At 71.1% G+C, this 14,704-nt stretch carries 11 protein-coding genes and 1 pseudogene; 5 read left to right on the forward strand and 7 right to left on the reverse strand.

All coding sequences use genetic code 11. The annotated features are described in order from the left end of the window. Window positions 1–9: 9 nt before the first annotated feature. From ABZ318_RS09980 to ABZ318_RS09990, 3 genes are all read right to left on the reverse strand, one after another. Window positions 10–504: a hypothetical protein gene (locus ABZ318_RS09980; RefSeq protein WP_356901980.1), complete on the reverse strand. Its 495-nt coding sequence runs from the start codon at window positions 502–504 to the stop codon at window positions 10–12. Then, complete coding sequence (locus ABZ318_RS09985) at window positions 501–2,957, reverse strand: nitrate reductase (RefSeq protein ID WP_356901981.1); 2,457 nt, start codon at window positions 2,955–2,957, stop codon at window positions 501–503. Before ABZ318_RS09985 ends, ABZ318_RS09980 begins: the two co-directional genes overlap by 4 nt. Window positions 2,958–3,223: 266 nt before the next feature. Next, entirely contained in the window at window positions 3,224–3,784 is a 561-nt protein-coding gene (locus tag ABZ318_RS09990) for a hemerythrin domain-containing protein (RefSeq protein ID WP_356901982.1), read from the reverse strand. A gap of 189 nt (window positions 3,785–3,973) precedes the next feature. On the opposite strand from ABZ318_RS09990, the gene ABZ318_RS09995 reads away from it, so the two are divergent. Next, window positions 3,974–4,492: a hypothetical protein gene (locus tag ABZ318_RS09995; RefSeq protein ID WP_356901983.1), complete on the forward strand. Its 519-nt coding sequence runs from the start codon at window positions 3,974–3,976 to the stop codon at window positions 4,490–4,492. Between the two features lie 184 nt (window positions 4,493–4,676). Here ABZ318_RS09995 and ABZ318_RS10000 read toward each other — a convergent pair whose 3' ends face one another. After that, on the reverse strand, window positions 4,677–5,915 hold the full coding sequence (locus tag ABZ318_RS10000) for an aromatic ring-hydroxylating dioxygenase subunit alpha (RefSeq protein WP_356901984.1): 1,239 nt from the start codon (window positions 5,913–5,915) through the stop codon (window positions 4,677–4,679). 521 nt (window positions 5,916–6,436) lie between these two features. Continuing rightward, complete coding sequence (locus tag ABZ318_RS10005) at window positions 6,437–7,597, reverse strand: enolase C-terminal domain-like protein (RefSeq protein WP_356901985.1); 1,161 nt, start codon at window positions 7,595–7,597, stop codon at window positions 6,437–6,439. A gap of 311 nt (window positions 7,598–7,908) precedes the next feature. On the opposite strand from ABZ318_RS10005, the gene ABZ318_RS10010 reads away from it, so the two are divergent. The 3 genes from ABZ318_RS10010 (at window position 7,909) to ABZ318_RS10020 (ending at window position 11,378) form a co-directional block, all read left to right on the forward strand. Then, complete coding sequence (locus ABZ318_RS10010) at window positions 7,909–9,111, forward strand: SigB/SigF/SigG family RNA polymerase sigma factor (RefSeq protein WP_356901986.1); 1,203 nt, start codon at window positions 7,909–7,911, stop codon at window positions 9,109–9,111. A 159-nt stretch (window positions 9,112–9,270) separates the two neighbouring features. Further along, the gene (gene ctaD / locus ABZ318_RS10015; RefSeq protein WP_356901987.1) at window positions 9,271–10,989 is read left to right on the forward strand and encodes a cytochrome c oxidase subunit I; all 1,719 of its coding nucleotides are present in this window, start codon (window positions 9,271–9,273) and stop codon (window positions 10,987–10,989) included. Further along, on the forward strand, window positions 10,986–11,378 hold the full coding sequence (locus ABZ318_RS10020) for a cytochrome c oxidase subunit 4 (RefSeq protein WP_356901988.1): 393 nt from the start codon (window positions 10,986–10,988) through the stop codon (window positions 11,376–11,378). The genes ctaD and ABZ318_RS10020 overlap by 4 nt, the downstream gene beginning before the upstream one ends. Before the next feature lie 17 nt (window positions 11,379–11,395). Here ABZ318_RS10020 and ABZ318_RS10025 read toward each other — a convergent pair whose 3' ends face one another. Continuing rightward, window positions 11,396–13,045 carry a cytochrome bc complex cytochrome b subunit gene (locus ABZ318_RS10025; protein ID WP_356901989.1) on the reverse strand — a complete coding sequence of 550 codons (1,650 nt, stop codon included), beginning with the start codon at window positions 13,043–13,045 and terminating at the stop codon, window positions 11,396–11,398. A gap of 223 nt (window positions 13,046–13,268) precedes the next feature. Here ABZ318_RS10025 and ABZ318_RS10030 point away from each other — a divergent pair, with 223 nt between their 5' ends. Then, the gene (locus ABZ318_RS10030; protein ID WP_356901990.1) at window positions 13,269–13,829 is read left to right on the forward strand and encodes a hemerythrin domain-containing protein; all 561 of its coding nucleotides are present in this window, start codon (window positions 13,269–13,271) and stop codon (window positions 13,827–13,829) included. A gap of 337 nt (window positions 13,830–14,166) precedes the next feature. Here ABZ318_RS10030 and ABZ318_RS10035 read toward each other — a convergent pair. Next, window positions 14,167–14,574, reverse strand: a pseudogene (locus tag ABZ318_RS10035) (alcohol dehydrogenase catalytic domain-containing protein); the annotation flags it as partial. Window positions 14,575–14,704 lie beyond the last annotated feature (130 nt).

The following is a 14,704-nucleotide window of genomic DNA, read 5'->3' on the forward strand; positions in this document are numbered from 1 at the left end:
CCCGCGCGCTCAGAGACTGGTGAGGATCTGCGGTGAGAGCACCTTGATCATGGTGTTGGTCCAGCGCATCTGCCGCAGCGTCCGCGGGTGGCAGTCGGAGGACAGGGTCAGGAGCCGGTCCTCCTTCGCCGCCTGGGCGTACTGGGCGAGCATTTCCCAGTACAGGGAGTTCCCGGCCGCCGCCAGGTGCAGGGAGCGCAGGTCGCGCAGGAGGAGAAGACCGGGCTCCGGCCGATGCCCCAGCAGTTCGGCGGTCTTCTCCCGCACCGCGGAGAGCAGGCCTTCGCCCGGCTTCTCCTCCGTGCCGCCCCTCAGGTCGAGCTCGTAGGCCCGGGCCGCGTCCGCGATGCGGTCGGCGTGCTCGTCGGACCAGCGGGCGAGATCGGTGGCGACGTGACGGACCTCGTGCTCCGTGCGATGGCGGTCCGCGACGGCGACGAGTTCCTTCTCCAGGTGGCGCTCGCCGTGATGGAGCGCCCGCAGGGTGAGGGTGATGCCGCTCATGGCCGTTCCTCCGTCGCGTAGGCCCGCGGCCCTCCACTGGTGGCCGGAACACCGTCCGGCGCGGACGGTGCGGAGGCGGTGTTGGTCGGGGCGGGAGCCGGCGTGCCGTCACCGCGTGCGACGCGTTCGACGCGGGCCGCGGCCGTCTTGAACAGGGGCTGCTTGGAGACCGGATCCCAGTCGGTGATCGTCGTCTCGTTGGCGGCCCGGCCTTCCGCCGGCGAGGCGGGGCCATGGCCTCCGGGGGTGTCCCAGTAGCCGTAGTGGAAGGGCACGAAGACGAGCCCGTCACGGATGTCGGTGATCCGGACGCGGGCCTGCAGCGACCCCCGCGCCGTGGCGATCCGGGCGAGGTCCCCCTCGCGGAGGTCCCACGTGGCGGCCTCGGCGGGGCTCAGCTCAGCCCACACCTCCGGGGCCGCGGCGTCGAGCTGCGGCACCCGGCCGGTCTTGGTGCGGGTGTGGAAGTGGTAGAGAGTGCGGCCGGTGGTCAGCTGGAGGGGGTACTCCTCGCTGGTGTCCTCGTGCGGCGGAAGGTACTCGGCGGCCTTGATGACCGCCTTGCCGTCGGGGTTGAGGGACCGGTACTCGACCACCTCCACGGACGCGCCGGTGACCAGGTCCTTGCCGTAGCTCTCGCAGACGTCGGGATGCGCCCAGCTGATGCCCTCGGTGTAGAGGCGCTCGGTGCCGTCGGGAGCGTCCTCGTTGCAGGGCCACTGGATGCCGCTGCCGCCCCGCAGCCTCTCGTACGTCAGACCCGTGTAGTCGCACGGCCGGCCGGCGCTGCAGCGTTTCCACGCCTCGAACGCCTCCTCGGGCGTGCTCCACTTGATCAACGGGCCGTCGTCGCGGTCGCGGAAGTCCATGCGCCGCGCGTAGTCCAGGAAGACGTCCAGGTCGGGGCGGCTCGCCCCGGGCGGCTCCACCGCCTTCTCCGAGAGGTGGACGGTGCGGTCGGCGTTGGTGAACGTGCCGGTCTTCTCGCCCCACGTCGCGGCCGGCAGGACCACGTCGGCCAGCTGCGCGGTCTCCGTGAGGAAGAGGTCCTGGACGACGGTGAAGAGACGCTCCTGTCCGAGGATGCCGCGGATGCGGGCGAGCTCCGGCAGGGACACGGCCGGGTTGGTGCCGCTGATCCACAGCATGCGCACCGACCCCTGTTCGGCGTAGCGGAAGATCTGCATCGCCGGGGTCGGCGGGGCGTAGTGGGGGATGGCCGACGGGTCGACGTTCCAGACGCGGGCCAGATCGGCGACGTGCTGATCGTTCTGCCAGTTGCGGAAGCCCGGAAGGTCGCCGTCGGCGCCGGTCTCGCGGGTGTTCTGGGCGGTCGGCTGGCCGTTCATCTGCAGGACGCCGCAGCCCGGCCGCCCCAGCATCCCGCGGATCAGGTGCAGGTTGTTGACCTGGACGGCGGCCGCCGTGGCCTGGTGCGACTGGTAGACGCCCTGCAGCACCGTGGACAGGAGCCGCTCGGCGCCGCCCAGCAGCTCCGCGGCCCGGCCGATGGCCGCGGCGGGCACGTCGCAGATGCGCGAGGCCCACGCGGGAGTGCACTCCGCGACCTGCTTGCGGAGTTCCTCGAAGCCCACCGTGTGCGACTCCACGAAGGCGTGGTCGACCCGGTCGCTCCGGATGACCTCGTGCAGGAGCGCGTTGAGCAGGGCGACGTTGGTTCCGAGGCGGGGCGCCAGATGGACGTCGGCGCGCCGGGCCACCACGGTGGGGCGGGGGTCCACGCACAGCAGCCGCGGCGGGGCCTCGCCCTCCAGCCGGTCCAGCACCCGCATCCACAGCACCGGCTGCGTCTCGGCCATGTTGTGGCCGAACAGGGCGAGGGTGTCCGCGTGGTCGACATCCGTGTACGAGCCGGGCTGACCGTCGCAGCCGAACGACTCCTTCAGCGCCTCGGCCGCGGTGGAGGTGCACAGACGGGTGTTGCCGTCGAGGTGGTTGGTGCCGATCCCGGCACGGGCCAGAACGGCCAGGGTGTAGTACTCCTCCAGGAACAGCTGCCCCGTGGTGTAGAACCCGATCGCTCCTGGCCCATGGGCGGAGAGGAGCTCGCGGGAGCGGTCCACCACGCGGCTCATGGCCGTGTCCCAGTCGCACTCGACCAGGCGGCCGCCCTCCCGGACCAGTGGACTGCGCAGCCGGTCGGCGGCGTGGTTGGCCTGCCAGCCGAAGAGGTCCTTCGGCCCCAGCCGGCCCCGGTTCACCCGGTCCACCGCGCGTCCCCGGACGCCGACGATGCGGCCGTCCCGCACCGCGATGTCCATCGCGTCCCCGTCCGAATGCAGCACCGACGCGGACTGCACCCACTGCTCGACATCGGCCGCTGTGACGCCCTCGGCGAGATGCGTGTCCACCCGGACCGGCCATGTCCCGCCGGCGCCGTAGGCGGTGCGTCCACCCCAGGGCCGTGCGATCCGGTCGCTCGCAGATCCCATCCGACACCTCCGTCCTTCCCCTGCGCCTTTCGGCGGCATGCGTCTACCCCTGGATCCTTCGGCGAAGCGGCGCTCGAGACCCCCCGAGGCACCCGCCCGGGATGGCCATCCGCAGCTGCCCCCACAGGCCCCCCGGGCGGATGCCGGCCTGCCCGCCGACGGCACGGACCACGTACGGTCACGAACCTCCGGCGCACAGAGGCTGCCGCCGCCGTCAGGCGACGACAGCCCGCCGGTGCGGTCCGCGGGGCCGGGGCGCAGGCGCCTCAGTCCTTGCCGCGCCCGGTCATGGCGTCCCGCAGCCGGTCGACGAGACCCATGCCGGGGGCGAGCAGCTTGTTGGCCGGGGGCGTATCGGGAGCGGAGGGGTGGGGACGGGTCGGCGCCATCTTCTTGGCCTTCCGCACCTTGTCGCCCAATTCGTTCAGCATGTCGGCAGGGCACGCCTCGCGCAGCCGGGGGAAAAGGTTGTTCTCCTCGTCGGCGACATGGGAACGGATTTCGTTCATGAGCCGCATCATCAGCTCGTCGAACCGCGGATCATCGGCGGCGCAGCCCTCCAGCTCCTTCATCGTGCGCTCGGCCGCGGCGTGGTCCTGGAGTTCCTGGTCGGCCATCTCGTCACCCTGGGGGACGTGTTCCCGGACCGCCGGATAGAGATAGGACTCTTCCGCGACCGAATGCCGCACCAGCTCCATGATGGCCTGATCCGCATAGTTCTTCTTGCGCGGGTCTCCGGAAGGAAGCCCCTGGATCTTGGCGAACAGCTGCTCCACTTCCTGGTGGTCGGCGGTGAGCTCGGCGATGACATCGCCACCGTGTCCCATGTGCCTCTCCTTTTCCGTTCTCCGGTGTGGACTTCCAATGAAGCGCGAGCGGAGGGGAAAAGGTCGCAATTCCCGGCCTGTCAGCGTGTCGCTGTTCCGTGCCGCGTGACCTGCGTCATTTCGGGTTCGCAGGGTGCCGGTTATCGTGCTGGGTCTTCGCCCGCCCCTTCTCCGTACGGACGGTCAGCCGTGCCCGCAGACGACTTTCTCTCCCCCATCGTGGCGGCGACGACGCAGTGGCTCGTCCAGGCCTACCCGCCTGCCCGCGGCGCGCTGCAGCGCGGTCTCGCGGAGGCCCAGGCCCGGCAGGCCGTGACGGTGGCGGCACTGCTGCGCTACCCCACGGAGCTGGACGCCGAACTCGTGGCCCTCTCAGGGCCGGGAGGCGCGTCCCGCCTCGACTGGATCACCGGTGCGGATGCCGCGGGGCCGGAGCACGCCGAAGCGTGGCGCTCCTGGGTCGACGAGGTCGTGACCAGCTGGGCCGCCTGCCTGCTGGGCTCCCCCGCCCTGGCCTCCCTCGCAGCCGAAGCGGTGGTCGCGGCGCGCGGCGACACCGCACCCGTGGCCTTCCGCCGCCTGACCGATCCGACGGAGGAGGACCACCGGTCGGCGGCCCTCCTGCGCCATCCCGACGTCCTGGCGCCGATAGCCGATCTCCACGGGGCGGAACTCCGGGACCACCTTCAGGCCGCCCTGCCGACGTGACCGCCGGCCTCCGGCGCACGGTGGGACGTGCACGCCGGGCGGGCGACCCCGTCGCCGGTGCCGTGTCGGTGCTGTGTCGGTGCCGGACGCGCCCGGACCACACCCGGAACCGACTCCTTCACCGTCCCCGCCGGAGCCGGCTCCTTCAGGCGCCGTGCCGGCGGGCGTACGCCGACGCGCGGTTTCACCTGCCCGGCCGGGCGGACGAAGGCCACGGGTCCCGGGAGGCGTCGCCCCCCTCGTGGTGGGCGTGCCCGGGGAGCGCACCGTCGCAGGCGGCGGGGTCACAGGAGGCGACCCGGGACCGCAGGGGGACGCCGTTGGTGCGCAGCACCTCGCGGACGTCCAGGATCACCGGGAAGACTTCGTGGTTGCGGTCCTCGCCCTGCTCGTCCCACGCCCTCTGTTCCGCTTCGACGGCCATCCGGTCCTCCGCGAAGACACGCTCGGCGAAACGGCGGATGAACGGCCAGGCCACATGAAGGGCGGCGGGGATCCCGGGCTTCTCGATCATGAGCAGGCCGTAGGTACGGCACGTGCGCTGCTCGGCGTCCTCGGGCACGTACGCCGCCCAGAGCCGGAGGGCCGGGTGGTCGGCGTTCTCCGGAACCAGGTCGAGCGTCTGGTACGGGTACTGCGTGCGGATGGTCATGACATCGCTGGAGGCCGAACCGCCGATGCCCTCGCCGGCCAGCAGGCCGGCGCTGCGGTTCCGCTTCCCTCCGGTGTGCGTGAACAGGTACCGGGCTTCCACCGTCCGCCCGTCGGCCCGGTGGCTCAGGAGCTCCGGGCGCAGCCTGCCCACGACGCCACGGTGGAGGAACTGGTGGTTCATGTCGAGCAGGTTCTCGTGCATGAAGGAGTAGTGGCAGCGTACGGTCCGGGAGAAGGTCATGGTCCGGTACATCGGCGAACCGTGGGCCGGCAGCTCCGGCAACGCGGTCCCCGCCGCCTTCTCCGGGTCCCCGGGGAAGACGAAGACCAGGCCGTACGCCTCGCGAACGGCGTAGCCGCGCACTCCGCGCGGCGGCCGGCCGTCTCCCTTGGAGAGGTAGGGGATCTGGGAGATGCGGCCGTCGCCGCGGTAGGCCCAGGCGTGGTAGCAGCAGCGGAGCGTCTCGCCCTCCACCACGCCCATGCTCAGAGGGACCTGCCGGTGCGCGCACCGGTCCTCCAGGGCATGTACGGCGCCGCTCTCACCGCGGTAGAGCGCGATGCGCTCACCGGCGAACGCGGTCGCGTACGTCCGCCCCCGGCGCACCTTCCTCGACAGCGCGACCGGGTACCAGTAGTCCGGGTTCGCGCCCACGCGCCGTAGGTCGGGAAGGCCCGCGGACTGCGGCACCGTGCGCCGGGAGCGCCGGACACCGTCGCCGCTGGGGACGGACGGTGTGGTGCCGCCGCCAGGCTGCGTCTCGGCCATACGCACTCCCTTTGTTCCGTCGGGTGGGGCATCGGGCACACGGGGTTCCGGCGCGCATGGTCCGGTCGAGCCTGCCCGCGCCGGCCCGCCGAGCGACAGACGAGGTCCCGGCACCTTCCATCCTGGCCTCCCGCCGGCAGTGACGCCTCGAGGGCGGGTCCGCCCGGGTGACCACCGCCGGTCCTCGTCGCGGTCGCCACTCCGCAGGACGGTGGTGCCGTCGAGCGCGACCAGGGCCCCTTCGCGGACGACGGGGCTTCAACCACCTCCCGAGCGGCAGGTCGAGGGTACGGGGGACGGCGACCCCGACCGGTACCCGGCGGAAGATCGGAGGCGTCCTGGGCGTAGAGGCCGAGCGAGCCGCTGTCGAAACGGACCTCGCCGTCGACCGCCTTGCGCAGCGCCCGTTCCAGTTCGCCGACAGCGAGGGTCTGACGGGCCCGCGGGGGCCCCGCCATCTCCGGGTGGGTCCTGGCCGGGGTTTCGCGCGTCGTCCGACGCGGTGTCTTCGTCGACGGGTCTCATCTCTCCTTGTGCGCGTGTGAGCCGACAGGGCGCGCCCCGTACACGCGGAAGCGCTCGGCGTCGGCCCACTTGACGTCCAGGCCCAGACCGGGACGGGCGGGCTCGGGCCGCAGAACGCCGCCGACGGGCGACAGGGTGCCGTCGAACAGCAGCCCTTCGACTCGCGCGTGGTCGTGGAAGTACTCCAGATGCCGCAGCCGGCGTACGGCGCAGAACGCGTGGGCGGAGATCGCCGGGACGCAGTGGGCGGACAGGTCGAGGTGCCGGGCCGCCGCCAGACCGGCGACCTCCAGGACGCCGGTGATGCCGCCGCAGCGGGTCACGTCGGCCTGCAGACAGTCCACGGCGGGGGGCTCCACGAGGTTGACGAAGTCCTGCGTGGTGAAGGCGTACTCGCCTGCGGCGATCTCCAGACGTTCCGGGCCCCGGTCACGCAGCAGACGCAGCCCTTCGAGGTCGGCCGAGCTGACGGGCTCCTCGAACCAGCGCACGTCCCACTCCTCGTGGAATCTGCGTGCCCAGTACAGGGCCTCCTTGCGGGAGAGCGCGCCGTTGGCATCGGCGAAGAGCTCGGCCTCGCCGCCGATCGCCTCGCGCACGGCCGTCAGGCGCCGGGGATCCCGCTCGGGCTCGCGCGAGGTCTTCAGTTTGAGCCGGGGGATGCCCTGGTCCACCCACCCGGCGAGCTGCTCGGTGAGCCGGTCGAGCGGGTAGTTCGTGAAGCCGCCGCTGCCGTACACCGGGACCCGGTCGTGAGAGGCGGGCAGCAGGTGCACCAGCGGCAGGCCGAGCAGCCGGGCCTTGAGGTCCCACAGCGCCACGTCGACCGCCGAGAGTGCCATGGCGCCGACACCGGGCCGGCCGGCGTTGCGGATGTGCGCCCCCATGCGGCGCCACAGGGCCGACGGTGCCAGGACTCCCCGTCCCTCGAGGAACGGCGCGAGTTCCGAGGTGACGAAGGAGGCGACCGACACGTCTCCGTAGGTGTAGCCGAGGCCGGTGCTGCCGCCGGCGTGCACCCGGACCAGGACCATCGTCGTGGACTCCCATTCCAGGGTGCCGTCCTGCTCTTTGCCGCCGGGGCCGTCGGTGGGCACCTCGAAGGCGTGCACGTCGACCGCGTCGACGCGGCATTCGTCCGGTTCCGCTCCGGCCATCGCGTACTCCCTCGCGCGTACCCCTGACGTCGTCACAGGGTGACCCGTCGGAGGCGTCGGCAAACGGGGCGGAACCCTTCCGAGCCTCCGGCGCCAGGCCCCCGCGACGGCGCGTCGCCCCGGGGCCGGGCCAGGGGCGACGCACCGGCGGCACGGCGTCCGGGTGAACGGCGCGGCCCGTGGGTTTCACCACGCCGAAGCGAGTGAGATGGATGTCCACGGGCAGGCGCCGCCGAGCCGCAGGACCGCGTCCCGCCCGGCTGGGACGTGCCTTCGACGACGTCTCCCCGGCACCGACCCGAAGTGAGGCCATGTCTCTCTCCGCCCCCTCCACTCCTCAGCGGTACGACAGGGCCATGGGCGCCACGTTGTGCTCGGAACGCATCGACAGGCTGATGCACGACCTCGCGGCACTCCCCCCGGGGCCGCGGCGCAGCGCCGCTCGGGAGCGGGTCATCGGTCTCCTGGTGCCTCTGGCACGCCGAGTGGCATGCCGCTTCCGCGCCCACAGGGAGGACCACGAGGATCTGGTCCAGGTCGCCTCCCTGGGACTGGTCAAAGCCGTCGACGGGTACGACCCGGCGCTCGGGCACGCCTTCCTCTCCTACGCGCTGCCCACGATCGTCGGCGAGATCAAGCGGCACATGAGGGACCACTCCGCCGCCGTGCGGCTGCCGCGTCCCCTTCAGGAGGCCCGCGCCCGCATCTTCCAGGCCTCGGAGGAGCTGGAGCAGCTTCACGGTGGCCGGTCCCCGAGCCTCGCGGAGATCGCCGAGCACACGGGCCTCGAGACGGACCGCGTCACCGCCACCCTACGAGCCGTCCGTGAGTGCAGCCCCCGGTATCTGGACGCGGCGGCCGGGGACGGCGACCACTGTGCCGTCGTCTCCCTCCTCGGCGGCGAGGACCCGGAACTGGGCCGCGTCGTCGACACCGTGGCGCTGACCACCGCCGTCAAGCGGCTTCCCGAACGGGATCGTCGCGTCCTGTACCTGCGCTTCTACCACGAGCGGACTCAGCAGGAGATCGCCGGTGCCATCGGCGTGTCCCAGATGCAGGTGTCGCGGATCCTGGCGCGCTGTTTCCAGCGACTGCGGGCTGCCCTGACGACCGAACCCGAACCGGCGCCCGTCGACGACCTGGCACCTTCGCGGCCCCTTCCGCACCCCGCTCCCCCGCCGAGCGAGGACCGGGAACCTCCCGTCCCGCCGCCCCTCTCCGGCCGGGGCGGCGACCGGCCGTCGGCGCGAGGCCGACGCCGGCACAGCGACGCCGTCTTCTCGTCCCTGACCGGTGGCGCAGGGCACTGCACGGGGGAACCGAAGGGTCGTCAGTGCGTCCGGGGCGGTTCCTCCGAGGACGGCACTCCCATCAGGGTGGGTCGCCGGGTGACCGCCGACTCCGTGATCGAGTGCCGGGACGCGCTCGCGATACCGACGACCTCCGACCGGCTGGTGATCCGGCTCCGCGTCGTACAGCCCGTTGAGCAGATGCACCGCACCCGGGGGCGGTGACCGCACACCGGATGTCCGGCCGGGGGAATGCCTTCCGTCCGTTCCGGGATCGTGCCGAGGCCGTCGGGAGGAGGGACGTTTAGGGAGGGACGGCAGGGGCTAATCCGCTGGGGTTCGTCACGGATGCCGACTGGTCGGCGCACCGCTTGGAGGGCACTCATGTCGAAGACGTCCCCGGAGCTGAGCAAGGAGGACCCTGCCGCTCACAGCCCTCGTGCGCAGGTGGGCGACAGGATCAGGGATTACCTGACCACGACCGACCACAAGAAGATCGGGAACCTCTATCTGGTCACGGCGTTCGGGTTTTTCCTGGCCGCCGGGCTGATGGCGATGCTGATGCGCGCCGAACTGGCCCGTCCCGGACTGCAGATCGTCACCAGACAGCAGTACAACGAGTTGTTCACCATTCATGGCACGATCATGATGCTGCTCTTCGCGACGCCCACGTTCACCGGCCTCGCGAACGCGATCATGCCGCTGCAGATCGGCGCACCCGATGTGGCGTTCCCGCGGCTCAACGCGCTCACCTACTGGCTCTTCCTCTTCGGCGGCCTCACGGTCCTGTCCGGCTTCTTGATCAGTCAGGGGCCCGCCCCCTTCGGCTGGTTCGCCTATGCCCCGCTGAACAACGCGGTGCACAGCCCCGGCCACGGAGGCGACCTGTGGGCGATGGGTCTGGTGCTCTCGGGCGTGAGCACCACGCTGGGCGCCGTCAACTTCATCGCCACGATCGTCTGTTTGCGCTGCCCCGGCATGACGATGTTCCGGATGCCGATCTTCACGTGGAACGTGCTCTTCACGTCCATCCTCGTCCTGCTGGCCTTTCCCGTCCTCACGGCCGTCCTGCTGGCACTGATGGCCGACCGCCGGCTCGGCGCCCACACCTTCGACTCCGCCAGCGGTGGTGCGCTGCTGTGGCAGCACCTCTTCTGGTTCTTCGGCCATCCGGAGGTGTACATCGTGGCGCTGCCGTTCTTCGGCGTGGTCACGGAGATCCTGCCGGTGTTCAGCCGCAAGCCGATGTTCGGGTACGTCGGCATGGTGGGCGCCACCATCGCGATCACCATGCTGTCGGCGGCGGTGTGGGCCCATCACATGTTCGCGACGGGTGCTGTGCTCCTGCCCTTCTTCTCCTTCATGTCCTTCCTCATCGCCGTACCCACCGGAGTGAAGTTCTTCAACTGGATCGGCACCATGTGGCACGGCAGCCTCTCCTTCGAAACGCCCATGCTCTGGTCGCTCGGCTTTCTGGTCACCTTCCTCCTCGGCGGGCTCAGCGGTGTCCTCGTGGCCTCGCCCCCCATGGACTTCCACCTGACCGACAGCTACTTCGTCGTCGCCCATCTGCACTACGTGCTCTTCGGCACCATCGTCTTCGCGATGTTCGGCGGCTTCTACTTCTGGTGGCCGAAGCTGACGGGTCGTCTCCTCGACGAACGCCTGGGCAGGATCCAGTTCTGGACGCTCTTCGTCGGTTTCCACACGACGTTCCTCGTTCAGCACTGGCTCGGCGAGATCGGGATGCCGCGCCGCTACGCCGACTACCTGGCCGCGGACGGGTTCACCGTACTGAACACGATCTCTTCGATCGGCGCCTTCCTGCTGGGGATCTCCACGCTGCCCTTCCTCTACAACGTCTGGAAGACCGCCCGGTACGCGCCGAAGGTGACCGTGGACGACCCCTGGGGATACGGCCGCTCGCTCGAATGGGCCACGTCGTGTCCGCCGCCCCGGCACAACTTCACCTCACTGCCCCGCGTCCGATCGGACTCTCCCGCGTTCGACCTGCACCATCCGGAGTACGAGGCTGAGCTGCCGAAGGCACAGCGCGGAACCGTCGAGCCGACCCCCCACCCCCTAGGAACACAGAGCGAATGAAGTCCGAGGCATACCTTTTCGCCGGCGTCGCCGTCTTCTTCCTCGTCACCGACGTGGCCTACGCCTGGTTCGCGCGGGAGCCCGCAGGCATCGCGGCGCTCAGCGTCTCCTTCCTCATGGCCGCGGTGATCGCCTTCTTCTCCCTGGTCAACTACCGGCGCAAGGGGATGCGCCCCGAGGACCGTCCGGACGCGGAGATCCAGGAACGCGGAGGACGGGTCGACTTCTTCCCCCCGCACAGCCGGCACCCGGTCGTGACCGCGACCGGCGCCGCGATCGTCGCCTACGGACTCGTCTTCGGCGTCTGGCTGGCCCTGATCGGCCTCGGCGTCCTGCTGCTCGGGGTCTTCGGCATGGTCTTCCAGTACGCCGGGCGGGAGAGCGAGTGACGCCGGGATGACGGAGATCAGCCCTCCGGTTCGCCACTCCCGACGCCGCCCGCCACGGGGTCGGCGGTCCGACCGCCGGCTTGGAGGCGTTGCTCCGCCGTCATCGGCATGTCCACCCGGTCTCCGTAGTACCACCGGCTGAGGGACGCCCGAAGCCTGTGCCGCAGCGGCGCTCGGCGTCCCGGATGCTCCACGGGGCGTGGAACGTCCCTCACCAGCAGGGCGTAGTGCCGTGCCTTGTCGATGGGCTCGTGCGGCTCGCTCATGCCGCCCGCCAGGTCCTGGCGCACCTCGCCGGTCTCCTCCCCTTCTTCCAGCAGCCGGCGGTCGTGCCGCTGCAGGGCCAGGCAGACGCGCTTGGTCACGAGGTAGGACGCGACCGGCAGGACGAACAGGGCGACCTGGAAGATCCAGGTCAGCGCGTTGAGGGGGACGCCGAACCAGAGGGCGATCACATCGTTGCCGCCGGCCATGAGAAGCACCGCGTAGAAGGCGAGGGCGGCCACGCCGAGTCCGGTCCGGGTGGGCCGGTCGCGCGGCCGGTCACACAGATGGTGCTCCACCAGGTCACCCGTGACCCAGCGCTCGAAGAAGGGGTACGTGTACAGCACGGCGAACAGCAGCGCCGGCAGCACGACGGCGGGCAGGAGGACGTTCCACATGAGCGTGTGCCCGGCAACGGTCGTCTCGGCGCCGGGCATCAGCCGCAGGGCTCCTTCCAGGAAGCCGACGTACCAGTCGGGCTGGGCGTCGGTGGAGACCTGGTCGGGCCGATAGGGGCCGAAGAGCCAGACGGGGTTGATCTGCGCGACCGCCCCCATCAGGGCGGTGACTCCGGCCACCATCAGCGACAGCCCGGCCGACTTGGCGATGAACGAGGGGAACATCGGCTGCCCGACCACGTTCCGGTTGGTCCTGCCGGGAGCGGCCCACTGGGTGTGCTTCAGATAGACCACCATGATCAGGTGCACGGTGATCAGCGCGATGAGCGCGCCAGGAACGAAGAGCACGTGTGCGACGTACAGGCGGCGGTTGATCGCGTCTCCCGGAAAGGAGCCGCCCCACGCGAAGAAGCCGAGATAGGTGCCGACGACCGGGATCGACTGGAGGATGGAGTCCGCGGTGCGCAGTCCGGTGCCGGACAGCAGGTCGTCCGGCAGTGAGTAGCCGCAGAAACCCTCCAGCAAGGCCAGCAGGAACAGCGTCACCCCGATGACCCAGTTCAGCTCCCGAGGCCTGCGGAAGGCACCCGTGAAGAAGACCCGCAGCATGTGGACACCGATGGCGGCTACGAAGACGAGCGCTGCCCAGTGGTGCATCTGGCGGATCAGCAGTCCTCCCCGCACCTCGAAACTGAGATGGAGCGTGGAGTCGTAGGCCTTGGACACGAGCAACCCCTGGAGGGGCCGGTAGGGGCCGGTGTAGGGCGACTTGGCGAGACTCGGGTCGAAGTAGAGCGTCAGATAGGTCCCCGTCACCACCAGGACGACGAAGCCGTACAGCGCGATCTCGCCCAGCAGGAACGACCAGTGATCGGGGAAGGCCTTGCGCAGCAGCCGATCGGCCAGCTCCGAGACCGGTGACCGGCGGTCCGCGGCCACGTATGCCTGGAAGCCGGCCTGTCGCACCCTTTCCCCGGCTCTCTCCCCGCGTCGCTTCAGCAGCACGCCGGCACCACACTCCTCACCTCGTCCGCACCGCGTCGTACAGCTCGTGGATACGCGCGGCGGCGCGACAGTACCCGCGCCCGCACGACTCAATCGCGGCCCCGCTGTTCGGGTGCGTGAAGGTGACCGCCGCGGGTACCCGCCTCGCGGCACGCCCCGTCGACCGCCCCTCGCGGCGGCGGGGGCGGGGAAGCGTTTCGTCGAAAGCCTTCAGGGAGCCTCAGTGGGCAACAGCGGCATCGTCGGGGAACTCTCGGCCGACCACCAAGGGATTCAGCAGCTCGTGGACCAGGTGAGGGCCGCCCCACCGGGCAGCGCCGAACGCGCCTCCCTGGTGGAACAGCTCAGCGGACGCCTGGTCGGTCATCTGGTGACGGAACGAGCGCACCTGCTCCCACTCGTGCGGCGCCATGTGGCGGACGGCGACGAATGGGTGAACCGATTCCACGCCGAGGACAGGGAGCTCCAGCAGACGCTCGCGACCCTGCGGGACACCGCACCGCACGGCGAGCGGTACATGGCGCTTCTCCTCTCCGTCGTCACGGCCGTCACACGGCACGTCGTGGAGATGGAACAGCTGCTCTTCCCGCGCCTGCAGGCCACGGCACCCGCCACCGCTCTGCGCGACGCGGCGGCCGAGGCGCGCGAGACGGCGGCCGTCGCGCCCACCCGACCACGCCCCTGCGCACCCGGGTCGCCGGCACTGACGAAGCTGAGCGCGTCCTTCTGGGGCCCCTGGGACCGTTTCCGCGACCGCTTGACCCACCGCGGCCGCCGTTCCTGACCCCGGGCGAAGCCGTACGCGCTCTCCAGCCCCGACAGCGCTTCGCGGAGGGCGTCGTGCTCACCGTGCCCCGGGGCGCGTGGGTGCGGGGCCGGTGCGCTCGTCGCCGTTGCCGAACAGCACCGTTCCTCGACCCGGTTCGCGCATGCCCGGCGGGGCCTGACCCGGCGCGGCCATGGGCCGAACAAGGAGAAGCGGGAGGAGGCGTCGGGCCGGCCGTGCCGTGTGACCCGCTCGCGGACCGCCCGGGACCCCGCCCTCGCCGCCCGGGCCGGGCCGGATCCCGTCCAGCTCGCGAAGGCTGTCCCGCGGCAGGGACGCGTCGAGCGCGCGCCGGCTTCTGCCGGGGCTCGTGGCGGCTCATGGCGATGACCCGCTCCGCACCCCTCTCCTTGGCCGCGATCACGCCGCACAGGCCGGCGGCGCCGTCACCGACGACCACGGCGGTCGAGCCGGGGCGCACCTCGGCGGCGTCGGCGGCCCACCAGCCGGTGCCCATGACGTCCGACAGGGCCGGCAGACCCGGCCAGAGCGCCTCGTCCGGGGTCTCGTCGAGGGCGACGAGGGTGCCCTGGGCGTTGGGGATGCGGATGTACTCGGCCTGGCAGGTACTCATGAACTCGTGGTGCGGACAGTTCGACTGGAAGCCGCCCAGGCAGTTCGCGCAGGTGTTGTCCGAGGTGGCGAACGAGCCGACGACGAACCGGCCGGGCCGCAAGCCGGTGACCTCGGCCACGACCTCCTCGTGGATCACTGCTCCGCGCATGGGGAAGTCCTTCCGGCCCGACGCCAGCAAGGCAGCTTCCACACCGGCCTGGGTCTGCGCATCGGTTCCGGGCACGAACTCCAGGACACGCCACAGTGGCACGGCGCCG

Origin of the sequence: Streptomyces sp. NPDC006197 (genome assembly GCF_040613865.1) — a bacterium.
In the GTDB taxonomy this organism is placed as follows: Bacteria; Actinomycetota; Actinomycetes; order Streptomycetales; family Streptomycetaceae; genus Streptomyces.

Bases quoted from the DNA above. Each gene is read 5' to 3' on its own strand.
- ABZ318_RS09980 (WP_356901980.1), bottom strand. From the start codon at position 504: ATGAGCGGCATCACCCTCACCCTGCGGGCGCTCCATCACGGCGAGCGC.
- ABZ318_RS09985 (WP_356901981.1), bottom strand. From the start codon at position 2,957: ATGGGATCTGCGAGCGACCGGATCGCACGGCCCTGGGGTGGACGCACC.
- ABZ318_RS09990 (WP_356901982.1), bottom strand. From the start codon at position 3,784: ATGGGACACGGTGGCGATGTCATCGCCGAGCTCACCGCCGACCACCAG.
- ABZ318_RS10000 (WP_356901984.1), bottom strand. From the start codon at position 5,915: ATGGCCGAGACGCAGCCTGGCGGCGGCACCACACCGTCCGTCCCCAGC.
- ABZ318_RS10005 (WP_356901985.1), bottom strand. From the start codon at position 7,597: ATGGCCGGAGCGGAACCGGACGAATGCCGCGTCGACGCGGTCGACGTG.
- ABZ318_RS10010 (WP_356901986.1), top strand. From the start codon at position 7,909: ATGTCTCTCTCCGCCCCCTCCACTCCTCAGCGGTACGACAGGGCCATG.
- ctaD (WP_356901987.1), top strand. From the start codon at position 9,271: ATGTCGAAGACGTCCCCGGAGCTGAGCAAGGAGGACCCTGCCGCTCAC.
- ABZ318_RS10020 (WP_356901988.1), top strand. From the start codon at position 10,986: ATGAAGTCCGAGGCATACCTTTTCGCCGGCGTCGCCGTCTTCTTCCTC.